The organism is Pseudomonas sp. A-B-19, from assembly GCF_019947515.1.
Taxonomy (GTDB): Bacteria; Pseudomonadota; Gammaproteobacteria; order Pseudomonadales; family Pseudomonadaceae; genus Aquipseudomonas.
On sequence record NZ_JAGYGN010000001.1, the window covers coordinates 319,843 to 335,119 of the forward strand.

The 15,277-nt window shown below is 60.6% G+C and carries 11 protein-coding genes and 4 tRNA genes; 6 read left to right on the plus strand and 9 right to left on the minus strand.

From position 1 onward, the window contains the following. Window positions 1-22 precede the first annotated feature (22 nt). Window positions 23-1,159: a catalase family protein gene (locus tag KGA81_RS01345; RefSeq protein ID WP_223544244.1), complete on the plus strand. Its 1,137-nt coding sequence runs from the start codon at window positions 23-25 to the stop codon at window positions 1,157-1,159. A 190-nt stretch (window positions 1,160-1,349) separates the two neighbouring features. On the opposite strand, the gene KGA81_RS01350 is transcribed toward KGA81_RS01345, so the two are convergent. From KGA81_RS01350 to KGA81_RS01365, 4 genes are all read right to left on the minus strand, one after another. Beyond that, a tRNA-Asp gene (locus tag KGA81_RS01350) sits at window positions 1,350-1,426 on the minus strand. A 19-nt stretch (window positions 1,427-1,445) separates the two neighbouring features. After that, window positions 1,446-1,521: transfer RNA gene (locus KGA81_RS01355), tRNA-Val, on the minus strand. 199 nt (window positions 1,522-1,720) lie between these two features. After that, a tRNA-Asp gene (locus KGA81_RS01360) sits at window positions 1,721-1,797 on the minus strand. Between the two features lie 19 nt (window positions 1,798-1,816). Next, window positions 1,817-1,892, minus strand: a tRNA-Val gene (locus KGA81_RS01365). Between the two features lie 160 nt (window positions 1,893-2,052). On the opposite strand from KGA81_RS01365, the gene rdgC reads away from it, so the two are divergent. From rdgC to sugE, 3 genes are all read left to right on the plus strand, one after another. Then, complete coding sequence (rdgC, locus tag KGA81_RS01370) at window positions 2,053-2,973, plus strand: recombination-associated protein RdgC (protein WP_150814128.1); 921 nt, start codon at window positions 2,053-2,055, stop codon at window positions 2,971-2,973. 135 nt (window positions 2,974-3,108) lie between these two features. Beyond that, a complete protein-coding gene (locus tag KGA81_RS01375) occupies window positions 3,109-4,074 on the plus strand; it encodes a bile acid:sodium symporter family protein (protein WP_223544245.1) in 966 nt (321 codons plus the stop codon). Window positions 4,075-4,192: 118 nt separating this feature from the next. Continuing rightward, the gene (sugE, locus tag KGA81_RS01380) at window positions 4,193-4,507 is read left to right on the plus strand and encodes a quaternary ammonium compound efflux SMR transporter SugE (RefSeq protein ID WP_223544246.1); all 315 of its coding nucleotides are present in this window, start codon (window positions 4,193-4,195) and stop codon (window positions 4,505-4,507) included. A 125-nt stretch (window positions 4,508-4,632) separates the two neighbouring features. Here sugE and KGA81_RS01385 read toward each other — a convergent pair whose 3' ends face one another. The 4 genes from KGA81_RS01385 to KGA81_RS01400 all read right to left on the minus strand — a co-directional run bounded on the left by KGA81_RS01385 (window position 4,633) and on the right by KGA81_RS01400 (window position 9,402). Then, the gene (locus tag KGA81_RS01385; RefSeq protein ID WP_223544247.1) at window positions 4,633-6,507 is read right to left on the minus strand and encodes an MFS transporter; all 1,875 of its coding nucleotides are present in this window, start codon (window positions 6,505-6,507) and stop codon (window positions 4,633-4,635) included. A 96-nt stretch (window positions 6,508-6,603) separates the two neighbouring features. After that, window positions 6,604-7,746, minus strand: a complete 1,143-nt coding sequence (locus KGA81_RS01390) for a TDT family transporter (RefSeq protein ID WP_223544248.1) — start codon at window positions 7,744-7,746, stop codon at window positions 6,604-6,606. Between the two features lie 105 nt (window positions 7,747-7,851). Then, window positions 7,852-8,163: a cupin gene (locus KGA81_RS01395; RefSeq protein ID WP_223544249.1), complete on the minus strand. Its 312-nt coding sequence runs from the start codon at window positions 8,161-8,163 to the stop codon at window positions 7,852-7,854. Window positions 8,164-8,211: 48 nt separating this feature from the next. Then, on the minus strand, window positions 8,212-9,402 hold the full coding sequence (locus tag KGA81_RS01400; RefSeq protein WP_223544250.1) for an MFS transporter: 1,191 nt from the start codon (window positions 9,400-9,402) through the stop codon (window positions 8,212-8,214). A gap of 148 nt (window positions 9,403-9,550) precedes the next feature. On the opposite strand from KGA81_RS01400, the gene KGA81_RS01405 reads away from it, so the two are divergent. Both KGA81_RS01405 and KGA81_RS01410 read left to right on the plus strand, forming a co-directional pair. Beyond that, entirely contained in the window at window positions 9,551-10,087 is a 537-nt protein-coding gene (locus tag KGA81_RS01405) for a TetR/AcrR family transcriptional regulator (protein ID WP_223544251.1), read from the plus strand. Window positions 10,088-10,306: 219 nt separating this feature from the next. Beyond that, the gene (locus tag KGA81_RS01410; RefSeq protein ID WP_223544252.1) at window positions 10,307-13,777 is read left to right on the plus strand and encodes a PAS domain-containing hybrid sensor histidine kinase/response regulator; all 3,471 of its coding nucleotides are present in this window, start codon (window positions 10,307-10,309) and stop codon (window positions 13,775-13,777) included. Between the two features lie 34 nt (window positions 13,778-13,811). Here KGA81_RS01410 and rmuC read toward each other — a convergent pair whose 3' ends face one another. Beyond that, a complete protein-coding gene (gene rmuC, locus KGA81_RS01415; RefSeq protein WP_223544371.1) occupies window positions 13,812-15,176 on the minus strand; it encodes a DNA recombination protein RmuC in 1,365 nt (454 codons plus the stop codon). Between the last annotated feature and the right edge of the window lie 101 nt (window positions 15,177-15,277).

Below are 15,277 nucleotides of genomic sequence, written 5' to 3' on the forward strand. Positions count from 1 at the left end.
CACTAGTCAAAAGGACTCTCACATGCTGATTACACTCTGGCTGCGACTGGGCGCTTTGCTCGGCAAGCTGTTGCTGTGGCTGCTGGGTCTCGGTGTGCTGGGCTGGGCATTGGCCAGCGCCTGGTTTGCCTGGCAGCAGCGCGGGCCAGTCTCGGCACAGGAGTTGATTGCGGACGACGAAGCCGCGATGACCCAGGACATTATCCAGACCGCCGTGCGCATCGTCGATCAGCACCGCGAAAGCACCCGCTACCTGCGCGATGCCCATGCCAAGGCCCACGGCTGCGTGAAGGCCGAGGTTCAGGTGCTGCCGGAACTGCCAGGCGAGTTGCGTCAGGGCGTGTTCAGCGAACCGGGCAAAACCTGGCAAGCGACGATGCGCCTGTCCAACGGCAATGCCTACCCGCAGTTCGATAGCATGCGCGACGCCCGGGGCATGGCGATCAAACTGTTCGATGTGCCAGGCAAACAACTGTTGAGCGATCAGCAGAGGCGAGGAGAACAGGACTTTGTGATGTTCAGCCACCCGAACTTCTTTGTCAGTAATGTCGCCGAATACCGTCAGAACGTCGCCGCCCAGGCCGACGGTAAAAAGATAATGGCGTTCTTTCCGAGCCGGGATCCAAGCACCTGGCAGGTTCGCCACCTGTTTATCGCCCTGGCGACGCTGTCCCCTGCCCCACCAAGCCCGACCCGAACGACATACTTTTCGGTTTCGCCCTACAAATTCGGTGAAGCCAATGCGAAGTTCCGGGTTGCACCCGATCCGGACAGTTGCCCGGCCTACAGCTTGCCGGAACAAAATCGCAATTTGCCGAATTTTCTGCGCAATGCGCTGAATCAACAGTTGTCGACCGATCGGGTGCCCGTTTGTTTTGCCTTGCAAATCCAGCGACAGGACGCCAACAAGTACATGCCGATCGAAGACACCAGCATTGAGTGGCGTGAAAGCGATGCGCCCTTCGAGACCGTGGCGCGAATCAAAGTGCCGGCGCAGGACTTCGATACACCGGCGCTGAACCTGCAATGCGACAACCAGTCGTTCAATCCCTGGTTTGGCGTGGAAGCACACCGCCCTATCGGCGGTATCAATCGCTTGCGCAAAGCCGTGTATGAAGCCGTCAGCGACTACCGGCACAGGCGCAACGCCGGACTGTAGGTGTAAAAACCCACGTGCGCCGCTGGCTATCTGAATTTACGCGTTATCGTTCACGACCTTCGCGAGCAATCGAGCGTCGACCGGCTGCTCCTACAGGGAGCGAGGAAAGCCAAATCCAGGACAGCAAAAAGCCCGCACAAGGCGGGCTTTCTGTGGCGATCTGGCGTTCAGTGTTCCAGATTACCGAATATGGCGCAGCGGACGGGACTCGAACCCGCGACCCCCGGCGTGACAGGCCGGTATTCTAACCGACTGAACTACCGCTGCGCGTAGCGTTGAAAGTAAGTGGTGGGTGATGACGGGATCGAACCGCCGACATTCTGCTTGTAAGGCAGACGCTCTCCCAGCTGAGCTAATCACCCTTTACCTTCGTTGCGGGGCACATTATGCCACAGGTTTTTTATAAAGTGTTGATTTATTTGAAGTTTTTTCAAAAAAATCTAAAAACCGGTGAAACGACGCAACCCACAGGAACAACAGTGAAACTTGAGGCAGAAAAAAGCCCGCATCAGCGGGCTTTTCCGTGGTGACCTGGCGTTCAGTGTTCCAGGTTACCGAATATGGCGCAGCGGACGGGACTCGAACCCGCGACCCCCGGCGTGACAGGCCGGTATTCTAACCGACTGAACTACCGCTGCGCGTAACACTGAAAACGAATGGTGGGTGATGACGGGATCGAACCGCCGACATTCTGCTTGTAAGGCAGACGCTCTCCCAGCTGAGCTAATCACCCTTCGCTTCGGTGTGGCGCGCATTCTACGGAGCGACCCAACCTCTGGCAAGCACTTTTTAAAATAATTTTCCGAGGCCTTCCAAAGGCTTAGAGAAAGGTTGGCCTATGGCACGGCGAAGACAATAATGCCCCCCTTTGTATATAAGGAGAGACTCACCCCATGTGGTTCAAAAACCTGCTTATCTATCGCCTGACCCAAGATCTGCCTGTTGATGCCGAGGCGTTGGAAACTGCACTGGCCACCAAACTGGCGCGCCCATGTGCAAGCCAGGAGTTGACCACCTACGGTTTCGTCGCGCCGTTCGGCAAAGGCGAAGATGCGCCACTGGTGCACGTCAGCGGTGATTTCCTGCTGGTGTCCGCGCGCAAGGAAGAACGTATTTTGCCGGGCAGCGTCGTGCGTGATGCGGTCAAGGAAAAGGTCGAAGAGATCGAAGCCGAGCAAATGCGCAAGGTCTACAAGAAGGAACGCGATCAGATCAAGGATGAAATCATCCAGGCCTTCCTGCCCCGAGCCTTTATCCGCCGCTCGTCGACCTTCGCCGCCATCGCGCCGAAACAGGGCCTGATCCTGGTCAACTCGGCCAGCCCGAAACGCGCCGAAGATCTGCTGTCGACCCTGCGCGAAGTGATCGGCACCCTGCCGGTGCGTCCGCTGACCGTAAAAATGTCACCGACCGCCACCATGACCGAGTGGGTCACCACACAGAAAGCCGCGGACGATTTCTTCGTGCTGGACGAGTGCGAACTGCGCGACACCCACGAAGACGGCGGCATCGTGCGTTGCAAGCGCCAGGACCTGACCAGCGAAGAAATCCAGTTGCACTTGAGCACTGGCAAAGTGGTCACTCAGTTGTCCCTGGCCTGGCAGGACAAACTGTCGTTCGTCCTCGACGACAAAATGGTGGTCAAGCGCCTGAAGTTCGAAGACCTGCTGCAAGACCAGGCGGAACAGGATGGCGGCGACGAAGCCCTGGGCCAACTGGACGCCAGCTTCACCCTGATGATGCTGACCTTCGGCGACTTCCTGCCGGCGCTGATTGAAGCGCTGGGTGGGGAAGAGACGCCTCAAGGCATCTAGCCCCGACAGTGAACTTTTGTAGGAGCTGGCTTGCCAGCGAAGAGGCCTTCAAGTCATGCGCAAGCCATTGCGACGCCTTCGCTGGCAAGCCAGCTCCTACAAATAACCGCGTATTTCTATAACAAGGATCAGGCCATGCGCGCACTGGCTGCATTGAGTCGTTTTGTCGGCAATACCTTCGCTTACTGGGTACTGATTTTCGCTGTCGTGGCATTTCTGCAGCCGGCATGGTTCCTCGGTCTCAAGGGCGCCATCGTGCCCTTATTGGGCCTGGTGATGTTCGGCATGGGCCTGACCCTCAAACTCGAAGACTTCGCCGAAGTCGCTCGCCATCCATGGCGCGTGGCTCTGGGCGTGGTTGCCCATTTCGTGATCATGCCGGGTATGGCGTGGTTGCTCTGCCAGGCGTTTCACTTGCCGCCGGAAATCGCTGTCGGCGTGATTCTGGTCGGCTGCTGCCCGAGCGGCACCTCGTCGAACGTGATGACCTGGCTGGCCCGCGGCGATCTGGCGCTGTCGGTGGCCATCGCCGCCGTCACCACCCTCCTCGCCCCGCTACTGACCCCAGCCCTGATCTGGCTGCTGGCCTCGGCCTGGCTGCCGGTATCGTTCATGGAGTTGTTCTGGTCGATCCTGCAAGTGGTGCTGCTGCCGATCGTGCTGGGCGTGGTTGCCCAACGGGTGCTCGGCGACAAGGTTCGCCACGCCGTGGACGCTTTACCGCTGGTGTCGGTGGTCAGCATCGTGATCATCGTCACCGCAGTGGTGGCTGCCAGCCAGGCGAAGATTGCCGAGTCTGGCCTGTTGATCATGGCCGTGGTCATGCTGCACAACAGCTTTGGCTACCTGCTGGGTTACTTCACCGGGCGCCTGTTCAAGCTGCCTCTGGCCCAGCGCAAGTCCCTGGCCCTGGAAGTCGGCATGCAGAATTCCGGGTTGGGTGCCGCGTTGGCCAGTGCACACTTCTCGCCGCTGGCGGCGGTGCCAAGTGCATTGTTCAGTGTCTGGCACAATATTTCCGGGGCCTTGCTCTCCACGTATTTTCGCCGCATGAGCGAGAAACAGGATCGGGAAATGGCTGCACAGCAGGCGACTGACTGATTCAAAAACTTGATCCCCGGGTTAATGCTGGGCACTCTATTGCCCATCGCGAGGACGACCTCGCGGCTCGATCGAGTCATTAATCAGGGGACGACCCCGTCAGACGATGGAGGTCTTCATGTCCTGGATCATTCTGTTTTTCGCCGGCCTGTTCGAAGTGGGCTGGGCCGTCGGCCTCAAGTACACCGACGGCTTCACCCGCCCGCTCCCCACAGTGTTGACCGTTGCCGCCATGGCCATCAGCCTTGGCTTGCTCGGCCTTGCCATGAGGGAATTGCCGTTGGGTACGGCCTATGCGATCTGGACCGGGGTCGGCGCCGTGGGCACGGTGATCGCCGGGATCATCCTGTTTGGCGAATCCATGGCGCTGGTGCGACTGGCGAGTGTGGCGTTGATCATTTCCGGGCTTGTTGGCCTGAAGGTCAGCGCATAGGCCACTGACGCCATCGCGAGCAAGCTCGCTCCCACAGGGATTGCTGGTGTGACAACAATCTGTGCCACACCAGAGAACCCTTGTGGGAGCGAGCTTGCTCGCGATGAGGCCCGTTCAAACGACCATTATCTAACAGCCCCGCGCAACTCCCCCACCAACGCCTGCAACTTCGCCGGTTCCGCCACTTCAACCGCCACCGCCGGCCCCGCCACCAGCGTCACCCGTGACCACAGCCGATGAAACAGCCCCTTGCCCGGATCGCGGCTGAAGAAACTCCCCCACAATCCCTGCAAGGCCAGCGGAATCACCGGCACCGGCGTCTCTTCGAGAATCCGCGTCAGCCCGCCCTTGAACTCATTGATCTCGCCATCGGCGGTCAATTTACCCTCGGGGAAGATGCACACCAGCTCACCGTCCTTCAGATACCTGGCAATGCGCGTGAAGGCCTTTTCGTAGATCTGGATGTCTTCATGACGCCCCGCGATAGGAATCGTCCCCGCCGTACGGAAGACGAAGTTCAGCACCGGCAGGTTGTAGATATTGTAATACATCACGAAGCGAATCGGCCGGCGCACCGCGCCGCCAATCAGCAAGGCGTCGACGAATGACACGTGATTGCACACCAGCAACGCCGCGCCTTCATCGGGGATCAAATCCAGATTGCGGTGCTCGACGCGGTACATGGAATGGCTGAGCAGCCAGATCATGAAACGCATGGTGAACTCGGGGACAATCTTGAAGATGTAAGCGTTGACGCCGATGTTCAGCAACGACACCACCAGGAACAGCTGCGGGATCGACAGCTTGGCCACGCTCAGCAAAACGATCGAGACAATCGCCGACACCACCATGAACAATGCATTGAGGATGTTGTTGGCGGCAATCACCCGCGCCCGTTCGTTTTCCGCCGTACGTGACTGGATCAGTGCGTAAAGCGGCACGATGTAGAAACCACCGAAGACGCCCAGGCCGAGGATGTCGAGCAGTACCAGCCAGGCGTGGCCAAAACCGAGGATCTCGATCCAGCCATGGCCGGCGGCGCTGTCCGGTATTGAGCCGGAATGCCACCACAACAGCAGGCCGAAAACGGTCAGGCCGAAGGATCCGAACGGCACCAGCCCAATTTCGACTTTACGCCCGGACAATTTCTCACACAGCATCGACCCCAACGCGATGCCGACCGAGAACACCGTCAGAATCAGCGTCACCACGGTTTCGTCGCCGTGCATCCACTCCTTGGCATAGGCCGGGATCTGCGTCAGATAGATCGCCCCGACAAACCAGAACCACGAGTTGCCGACAATCGAGCGTGATACCGCCGGCGTTTGCCCAAGGCCCAGTTTCAACGTGGCCCAGGACTGGCTGAAAATGTTCCAGTTCAGGCGCATTTGCGGCGTGGCCGCCACCGCCCGGGGAATGCTGCGACTGGCCAGGTAGCCGAGCACGGCAGTGCCGATGATCGCCATGGACACCACCGGCGCGTAATGCGCCGAGGACATCATGATCCCGGCGCCAATGGTGCCGGCAAGGATCGCCAGGAAGGTGCCCATTTCCACCAGGCCGTTGCCGCCGACCAGTTCATCTTCATGCAGGGCTTGCGGCAGGATCGAGTACTTCACCGGCCCGAACAGCGCCGAATGGGTGCCCATGGCGAACAGCGCCACCAGCATCAACGACAGATGATCGAACATGAAACCGACGGCGCCGACCGCCATTATGGCGATTTCCCCAAGCTTGATCAGGCGGATCAACGCGTCCTTGGCGAACTTTTCCCCGAATTGCCCGGCCAGGGCCGAGAACAGGAAAAACGGCAGGATAAACAGCAGCGCACACAGGTTGACCCAGATCGAGCGGTCACCTTCGATGGCCAGCTTGTACAAGATGGCGAGGATCAACGACTGCTTGAACACGTTGTCGTTGAACGCCCCGAGGGACTGGGTGATGAAGAACGGCAGGAAGCGCCGGGTGCGCAGCAAGGTGAACTGTGAGGGGTGACTCATCTTCCATGTGTCCCTGATGTTAGGTAGCGAGTGGCCTGGATTCTTATTGGATTATCACAAGTCGATCCAGGCCACACCTTACCTAACTTTTGCCGGTTATTTCTTCAATCCGGCAATGCACGGCGAGACAAACAGCTCCCCACGCCAGGCGCCCAGCACCGTGCGCTTGCCGACGATCAGCCACATCACCGCCAGCAATGCCACCAGCACACAGCCAGACACACTGAAAAACGTCAGATTCAAGGTACTGGCCAGTTTCAACGTCGCCAGAGAATAGACGCCCAACGGGAAGGTGAAGCCCCACCAGCCAAGATTGAACGGAATGCCGGCACGCAAGTAGCGCACAGTGATCAGTAGCGCCATCAGCATCCACCACAATCCGAAGCCCCACAGGGTGATGCCGGCCACCAGGCCCAATCCTGAAGCAATCTCGCCGACTCCCGGCAAACCGTTGGCCGCAAAAATCAGCGGTGCATCACCGCCCAGGACCAGCATGCCCAGCGCGCCGGTACCGATCGGGCCGAGGGCCAGCCAGCTCGAGGCGGCCATGTTTTCGTGGGGCAGTTTATGCAGGGCCATGCGCAGCAACAGAATGGTCAGGATGCTGAAGGCCACCGGCAGGGAAAAGGCCCAGAGCACGTAGCTGGTCACCAGCACCACCAGTTGCGAGTGCACGTCGGCCAGATGCGGCGCCAACAGGCCGCCACTGGCGGCCGCCACTTCTGCCGCGACCACCGGCAACAACCAGACAGCGGTCATCTGGTCGATGCTGTGCTCCTGACGGGTGAACATCATGTAGGGAATCAGCACCCCGCAGGCCAGCGACATCGCCACATCCAGCCACCACAGCACCTCGGCGAGGTGAATCACACCGTCGCCCCAGCGCGGCAGGCCAAACACCAGGAAGCCATTGATGATGGTCGCCAGGCCCATGGGGATGGTGCCGAAAAACATCGAAACCGTGGAGTGGCCAAAGATCCGTCGTGCTTCGTCGAAGAACAGCACCCAACGCGCCGTGTATAACGCCGTGAACAGCAGAAACAGGGCGATGTTGAACAGCCAGAGAGCTTCGGCAAAGGCATGCATGGCGACCGGCAATTGCGCCAGTGCCAACGCCAGTACACCGGTGCCCATGGTGGCGGCGAACCAGTTGGGGGTGAACTGGCGGATTACCTCGCGGGGGTGCTGCAAGTGACTGAAAGGTCTGATTCCGGGCTTGATGCTATTGGCGCATGTCATGGCGAACTCCTGTCCTCTTGTGAGGTAGAGCCCATGTTAGATCCGAATCGAATATCTATATAACGGGTAATTTCTCTATATCTTATCTATTACACAGATATATGATCAGACACTGCCTTGCGATTCAATCACCAGAATCCGCGCCGGACCCAGTGGGTGGGCCACGTGTTCAGTGCCAACCGAGGCATGAAAAATGTCCCCGACGCTCAGCAATGCCTCCTGCTCGACACCTTCCTGGCGATAAAGCATCCGCACTTGCCCATCGAGCACCACGAACACTTCCTCGCCATCGTTGACATGCCACTTGTAGGGTTGATCGGTCCAGTGCAGCCGCGTGGTGATGCCGTTCATGCTGGCGATATCCAACGCGGCCCAGGCACGCTCGCCAATGAACGATTTGCTGCGGATGATTTTCATGGTCCGATCCTTCGAGTGAGCTGAGAAGCCTCCAAGGCTAACTCAATTTTACCGGTTGGCCTCACAGACCCCGGCCGAACGGGATCGCAGTAAACCCGCCATGGCGCTGAGGGCCAACACCGTCAACACCGCACCATAACCATCGGTGGTTGCCACCAGACCAAAGGTCCGCGCCAGGTTCCCGGCCAGCAGCGCTGGCAGGCAAAACGCCAGATAACTCAGCACGTAATACGCCGACATCAACCCGGCGCGCTCATGGGGCAAGGCCAGCGGCACCAGGCTGCGCACCGCCCCGAGGAAACCGGCACCGAAGCCACAACCGGCGACCAGCGTGCCAAGGAAAAACAGCGGCAAACTGGCGCTGTGCACACCCAGTAAAATCAGCAGGACTCCCGCCGGCAATGAGCTGGCGCCCACTTGCAGCGCCTTGGGCGCCGCCTGATTGCGCAAGGTGTAAATCATCAGCGCACCGGTCACCGTCAATGCGGCGACGGTCGCCCCACCAATCAGGTTCGACGTTGAACCGGTCGCCGTGCGCACCAGCGAAGGTGCCAGCGACGCGTAAAAACCGCCCAGCGCCCAGGTCGCCGTGTTGAGCGGCAACACTCGCCACAACGTCGTGCGTGCCTGGACCGGCACATGCAAGGTGGGCCGCAATGATGCCCAAGCCCCGGACTGGCGCGTGACGCTCTGCGGCAAACGCCAGACAAATACAGCCTGCATCGCGAACAGAGCAAGTAGCAGCCAGTAGGTCAGGTGCAACGGCGCCGGCGCAAACTCGGCCAGCAAACCGCAGCCCATTCCCCCCAGAGCCATGCCGAGCAAGGGCGCGACACTATTGACCAGCGGGCCTTGCTGGCGATCGGTGTCCAGCAAGGTTGCACTCAGCACGGCAGTCGCCATGCCGGTGGCGAACCCCTGCAGGACCCGGGCACTGATCAGCCACGCAACGCTGTCGGCGTAGATAAACAGCAACATCGCCAGGATGTTCAGCAGCACCGCCGTAAAAATCACCGGTTTGCGCCCCAGGTAATCCGACAGCGAGCCGACCGTCAGCAACGCTGCCAACAGGCTGAGGGCATACACGGCAAAAATCAGGGTCAAGGTCGCTGGCGAAAACTGCATCTGCTCCTGGTACAGGTGATACAGCGGCGTCGGCGCGGTGGAAGCCGCCAGAAAACTGAGTAAGGTTATTGCCAGAAACCACAGGCTGACACGATTTGAATGAGAACCGGGCATGAGCACACTCCGCAAAAGCTAATTTTTTGCTTTTGCGGAGTGTGCTACTGGACTTCTCTTAAAGCAAATTCTTTGTGTTAAGGTCCGATGCATGGCTTTCAGGACCGGGTGCCAGCCGCAAGACCCGGTGCAATACAGGAAACACAAGATGACCGCTCCCACTTTACGCCCCGGCGGCCGCAGCGCCCGGGTTCAAGAGTCGATTCATTCGGCCGTGCGCCAACTCCTCGAGGAGCAGGACCGCGCCAGCATGACGGTGCCGCAAATTGCGGCGCGCGCGGGAGTCACACCGTCCACCATCTATCGACGCTGGGGCGATGTGTCGGCGCTGCTGGCCGACGTCGCCCTCGCCCGCATGCAGCCCGACAACGAGCCGGCCAATACCGGCAGCCTGCACGGTGACGTGCGGGCCTGGGCCGAGCAGTACCTGGACGAGATGAGCTCCGAACCCGGCCGCAACATGCTGTACGACGTGCAGGCAGCGTTGAAGCCGAGTTATTGCGCGACCATCATTGGCGGGCAACTGCAGACGATTCTGGATCGCTATCCGGATGAGCCCAAGCCCAGTGTCGATCGGCTGATCAATCTGATCGCCGCACCGACGGTGTTTCGCATCCTGTTTGCCGAGGCGCCGCTGGAGGTTGAGGAGTTGCACCGATTGATTGAGATTGCATTGAATCAGTGAGACCCCCATCGCGAGCAAGCTCGCTCCCACATTTGCCCTGTGTTTGCCGCCCCCCCTGTGGGAGCCGAGCTTGCTGGCGATGGGGCAGGTCCAGACACTGCAAATTCCCCTGCGACTCCCCGCCACGCCACGACCTTGGTCGACACTGACTAACGCTGGCGGTCGTGCGAGACTGTCTGTCCGGGCGGGAGTCCCGGGAGTCTTTTGTCTGGAGTCCCCATGTCGCTGTCCACCGGGCTGATCGCCGCCGTCGCCCTGGCCTATATGGCCATCATGTTCGCCATCGCCTTCTATGGCGACCGTCGCAGCGCGCCCTTGCCGCCGCGAGTGCGCGCCTGGGTGTACAGCCTGTCGCTGGCGGTCTATTGCACCAGCTGGACTTTCTTCGGCTCCGTGGGCCAGGCCGCCGAACAGCTCTGGTCGTTCCTGCCGATCTACCTCGGGCCGATCCTGTTGCTGGTCGGCGCGCCGTGGGTCCTGCAAAAAATGGTAATGATCAGTAAACAGGAGAACATCACCTCCATCGCCGACTTCATCGCCGCACGCTATGGCAAATCCCAGTCGCTGGCAGTGGTGGTGGCACTGATTTGCCTGGTCGGCGTACTGCCCTATATCGCGCTGCAGCTCAAAGGCATTGTGCTCGGCGTGAACCTGCTGATCGGTGCCGGCGCCGACGCCATGGGCACCCGTGCCCAGGACACCGCGCTGATCGTATCGTTGGTACTGGCGCTGTTCACCATTGTCTTCGGCACCCGCAACCTCGACGCCACGGAGCACCACCGCGGCATGGTGCTGGCCATTGCCTTCGAATCGCTGGTCAAACTGTTCGCGTTTCTCGCCGTCGGCGCCTTCGTGACCTACGGCCTGTACGACGGCTTCGACGACCTGTTCGACCAGGCCATGCTCGCGCCTCGGCTCGAACAGTACTGGAAGGAGACCATTAACTGGCCGTCGATGGTGGTACAGACCGGAGTGGCGATGATGGCGATCATTTGCCTGCCGCGGCAATTTCACGTGACGGTGGTCGAGAACATCGAGCCCCAGGATCTGCGCCTGGCCAAGTGGGTATTCCCGGCCTACCTCGCCCTCGCGGCATTGTTTGTCGTGCCGATCGCACTGGCCGGGCAGATGATGCTGCCCAGCTCGGTGTTGCCAGACTCGTTCGTCATCAGCCTGCCCCTGGCCCAGGCGCACCCGGCGCTGGCCCTGTTGGCATTTATCGGTGGCGCATCGGCGGCCACTGGCATGGTGATCGTGGCCAGCGTGGCGCTGTCGACCATGGTGTCCAACGACATGCTGTTACCCTGGCTGCTGCGGCGCAACAACGCCGAGCGCCCGTTCGAAGTGTTCCGTCAGTGGATGCTGTCGGTGCGCCGCGTCAGCATCGTGGTCATTCTGCTGTTGGCCTACGTCAGTTATCGCCTGCTGGGCTCGACCGCCAGCCTGGCGACAATCGGCCAGATCGCCTTCGCCGCCGTGACCCAACTGGCCCCCGCCATGCTCGGTGCGCTGTACTGGAAACAGGCCAACCGTCGTGGCGTGTTCGCCGGCCTCGCCGCAGGCACCTTCCTGTGGTTCTACACCTTGATCCTGCCGATTGCTGCTAATAGCCTCGGTCTGTCCCTGAGCACGTTCCCTGGCCTGGCCTGGTTGCACGGCAATCCACTTAACCTGCCGATCACCCCGCTGACCCAAGGCGTGGTGCTGTCGCTGGCAGGCAATTTCACACTGTTCGCCTGGGTCTCGGTACTGTCCCGCACCCGGGTTTCCGAACACTGGCAAGCGGGCCGCTTCATCGGCCAGGAAATCAGTGCCCGTCCCAGCGCACGCTCGATGCTGGCAGTGCAGATCGACGACCTGCTGCAACTGGCCGCGCGCTTCGTCGGCGAAGAACGCGCCCGGCAAAGCTTCATCCGTTTTGCCTATCGCCAGGGCATAGGCTTCAATCCGAACCAGAACGCCGACAGTGAATGGATTGCCCATACCGAACGCTTGCTGGCCGGTGTGCTCGGTGCCTCTTCGACCCGCGCAGTGGTCAAGGCGGCCATTGAAGGCCGGGAGATGCAACTGGAGGACGTCGTGCGCATCGCCGACGAAGCGTCGGAAGTGCTGCAATTCAACCGTGCCTTGCTGCAAGGCGCCATCGAGAACATCACCCAGGGCATCAGCGTGGTCGACCAGTCGCTGAAACTGGTGGCCTGGAACCGTCGCTATCTGGATTTGTTCAACTACCCGGATGGCCTGATCAGAGTCGGCCGACCGATTGCCGACATCATCCGTCACAATGCCGAGCGCGGACTGTGCGGCCCCGGCGAGGCCGAAGTGCACGTCGCGCGCCGCCTGCACTGGATGCGCCAGGGCCGAGCGCATACCTCCGAGCGCCTGTTCCCCAACGGTCGGGTGATCGAACTGATCGGTAACCCGATGCCGGGCGGTGGTTTCGTCATGAGTTTCACCGACATCACCGCGTTCCGCGAAGCCGAGCAGGCACTGACCGAAGCCAACGAAGGCCTGGAGCGACGGGTCACCGAACGCACCCACGAGTTATCGCAGCTCAACGTTGCCCTGACCGAAGCCAAGGGCACCGCCGAGGCGGCCAACCAGTCGAAGACCCGTTTCCTCGCGGCTGTCAGCCATGACCTGATGCAGCCGCTGAATGCGGCGCGACTGTTCTCCGCCGCCCTCTCCCACCAGAACGATGGTTTGTCCGGCGAAGCGCAGAAACTGGTCGAACACCTGGACAGCTCGCTACGCTCGGCCGAGGACTTGATCAGCGACCTGCTGGACATCTCCCGCCTGGAGAACGGCAAGATCAACCCGAATCGCCAGCCGTTCGCACTCAACGAACTGTTCGACACCCTTGGTACCGAGTTCAAGGTGCTGGCGCGCGAACAAAAACTGGAGTTCCGCGTTCGCGGCAGCGCGCTACGGGTCGACAGCGACATCAAACTGCTGCGGCGGATTTTGCAGAACTTCCTGACCAACGCTTTCCGCTACGGCAAAGGGCCAGTGTTATTAGGGGTTCGTCGGCACAAGGAAGGATTGAGCCTGGAAGTCTGGGACCGTGGACCGGGTATTCCGGAAGACAAACAGCAGGTGATTTTCGAAGAGTTCAAGCGCCTCGACAGCCACCAGACACGGGCCGAAAAAGGCCTCGGCCTGGGGCTGGCGATTGCCGACGGGCTGTGTCGCGTGCTCGGGCATACCTTGCGCGTACGCTCCTGGCCGGGACGCGGCAGCGTATTCAGCGTCAGCGTGCCGCTGGCCCGGACACAAACCGCAGCGCCGGTCAAAGTCGCCGAGCTCAACGGCAAATTGCTCAATGGGGCGCAGGTGCTGTGCATCGACAATGAGGACAGCATCCTGATCGGCATGAACAGCCTGCTCAGCCGCTGGGGATGCCAGGTCTGGACCGCACGCAATCGCGAGGAGTGCGCAGCGCTGCTGGACGAAGGCGTGCGCCCGCAATTGGCGTTGGTGGATTACCACCTCGATCATGGTGAGACCGGCACCGATTTGATGGCCTGGTTGCGCACGCAAATGGGCGAGCCGGTTCCCGGGGTGGTGATCAGCGCCGATGGCCGGCCGGAGACGGTAAACCTTGTGCATGCCGCGGGGCTGGATTACCTGGCAAAACCGGTGAAACCGGCGGCGTTGCGGGCGTTGTTGAGTCGGCATCTGCCGTTGTAACGAGGTTCAACACAAGGTCCACGCTCGCCCGGGGTTATTCCGGCAACTCGACCAACCCATCGACATCGGTCATCGCCCGCTCCAGCAAGTCCGCCGGCAGGCTCTTGCTCGCCCGTGCGCCCAGCAGCTTGAGTTGCTCACTGCGACTGACCAGGTTGCCACGCCCCTCGGTCAGCTTGTTGCGTGCCGAGCTGTAAGCCTTGTCCAGTTGCTGCAAGCGATTGCCGACCTCGTCCAGATCCTGAATGAACAGTACGAACTTGTCGTACAGCCACCCGGCCCGCTCGGCGATTTCCCGGGCATTCTGGCTCTGGCGTTCCTGCTTCCACAGGCTATCGATGACGCGCAGGGTCGCCAGCAACGTGGTGGGACTGACGATCACGATGTTGCGGTCGAATGCCTCCTGAAACAGCGTCGGCTCAGCCTGCAACGCGGCAGAAAACGCCGCCTCGATCGGCACGAAGAGCAATACGAAATCCAGGCTGTGCAAGCCATCGAGGCGCTTGTAATCCTTGCCGGCCAGGCCTTTGACGTGATTGCGCAACGACAGCACGTGCTGCTTGATGGCGATCTGGCCGATGGCCTCGTCCTCAGCCGCCACGTATTGCTGATAGGCCGTCAGGCTGACCTTTGAGTCGACCACCACCTGCTTGTCGCCCGGCAGATAAATGATCACGTCCGGCTGAAAGCGCTCGCCGTCCGGCCCCTTGAGATGGACCTGCGTCTGGTACTCGCGACCCTTCTCCAGTCCCGCATGCTCGAGCACGCGTTCAAGAATCAGTTCACCCCAATTGCCCTGGGTCTTCTGCCCTTTCAAGGCGCGGGTCAGGTTGGTGGCTTCATCGCTCAAGCGCAAATTCAGTTGTTGCAGTCGCTCCAGTTCCTTTGCCAGGGAGAAACGCTCACGGGCCTCGCTCTGATAGCTTTCCTCGACACGCTTTTCGAAGGACTGGATGCGCTCCTTGAGCGGATCGAGCAACTGCCCCAGGCGCTGCTGACTGGTTTCGGCAAAACGCTGCTCGCGCTCATCGAAAATTTTCCCTGCCAGCTCGGCAAACTGCGCACGCAACTCGTCCCGCGAACCTTGCAGGTCATTGAGGCGTTGCTGATGGCTGTCCTGCTGCTCGCGCAATTCGGCATTGAGCGACGCGGCCTGGGCATCCAGACGGCGCAGTTCGGCTTCTTTGCCCGCGCGTTCGATATTCCAGGCATGGGCGGCGTCCCGAGCGTCGTCGCGCTCGATCTGCAGCAGTTCGACTTCACGACGCAGCGCCGCCAGATCAGCCTGTTTGGCGGCGTTGGCCTGGGTCAGGTCAGCGATTTCGTCGCGGCCGGATTCGAGCTGTGCGTTCAATCCGTCCTGCGCCAATTGCGCCATGGCCAGGCGCTCTTGCAGCAGTGCAATGTCTGCCTGCGTGGTGCTGGCCCGACGCTGAAGTTGCCAGGCCAATACCAGCAACGGTAAACCAGCCGCTGCCAGACCCAGCACTACGCTGGTCA

Excerpts from the sequence above, each read along its gene's own strand:
- KGA81_RS01345 (WP_223544244.1), top strand. The coding sequence starts at position 23 with ATGCTGATTACACTCTGGCTGCGACTGGGCGCTTTGCTCGGCAAGCTG.
- rdgC (WP_150814128.1), top strand. The coding sequence starts at position 2,053 with ATGTGGTTCAAAAACCTGCTTATCTATCGCCTGACCCAAGATCTGCCT.
- KGA81_RS01375 (WP_223544245.1), top strand. The coding sequence starts at position 3,109 with ATGCGCGCACTGGCTGCATTGAGTCGTTTTGTCGGCAATACCTTCGCT.
- sugE (WP_223544246.1), top strand. The coding sequence starts at position 4,193 with ATGTCCTGGATCATTCTGTTTTTCGCCGGCCTGTTCGAAGTGGGCTGG.
- KGA81_RS01385 (WP_223544247.1), bottom strand. The coding sequence starts at position 6,507 with ATGAGTCACCCCTCACAGTTCACCTTGCTGCGCACCCGGCGCTTCCTG.
- KGA81_RS01390 (WP_223544248.1), bottom strand. The coding sequence starts at position 7,746 with ATGACATGCGCCAATAGCATCAAGCCCGGAATCAGACCTTTCAGTCAC.
- KGA81_RS01395 (WP_223544249.1), bottom strand. The coding sequence starts at position 8,163 with ATGAAAATCATCCGCAGCAAATCGTTCATTGGCGAGCGTGCCTGGGCC.
- KGA81_RS01400 (WP_223544250.1), bottom strand. The coding sequence starts at position 9,402 with ATGCCCGGTTCTCATTCAAATCGTGTCAGCCTGTGGTTTCTGGCAATA.
- KGA81_RS01405 (WP_223544251.1), top strand. The coding sequence starts at position 9,551 with ATGACCGCTCCCACTTTACGCCCCGGCGGCCGCAGCGCCCGGGTTCAA.
- KGA81_RS01410 (WP_223544252.1), top strand. The coding sequence starts at position 10,307 with ATGTCGCTGTCCACCGGGCTGATCGCCGCCGTCGCCCTGGCCTATATG.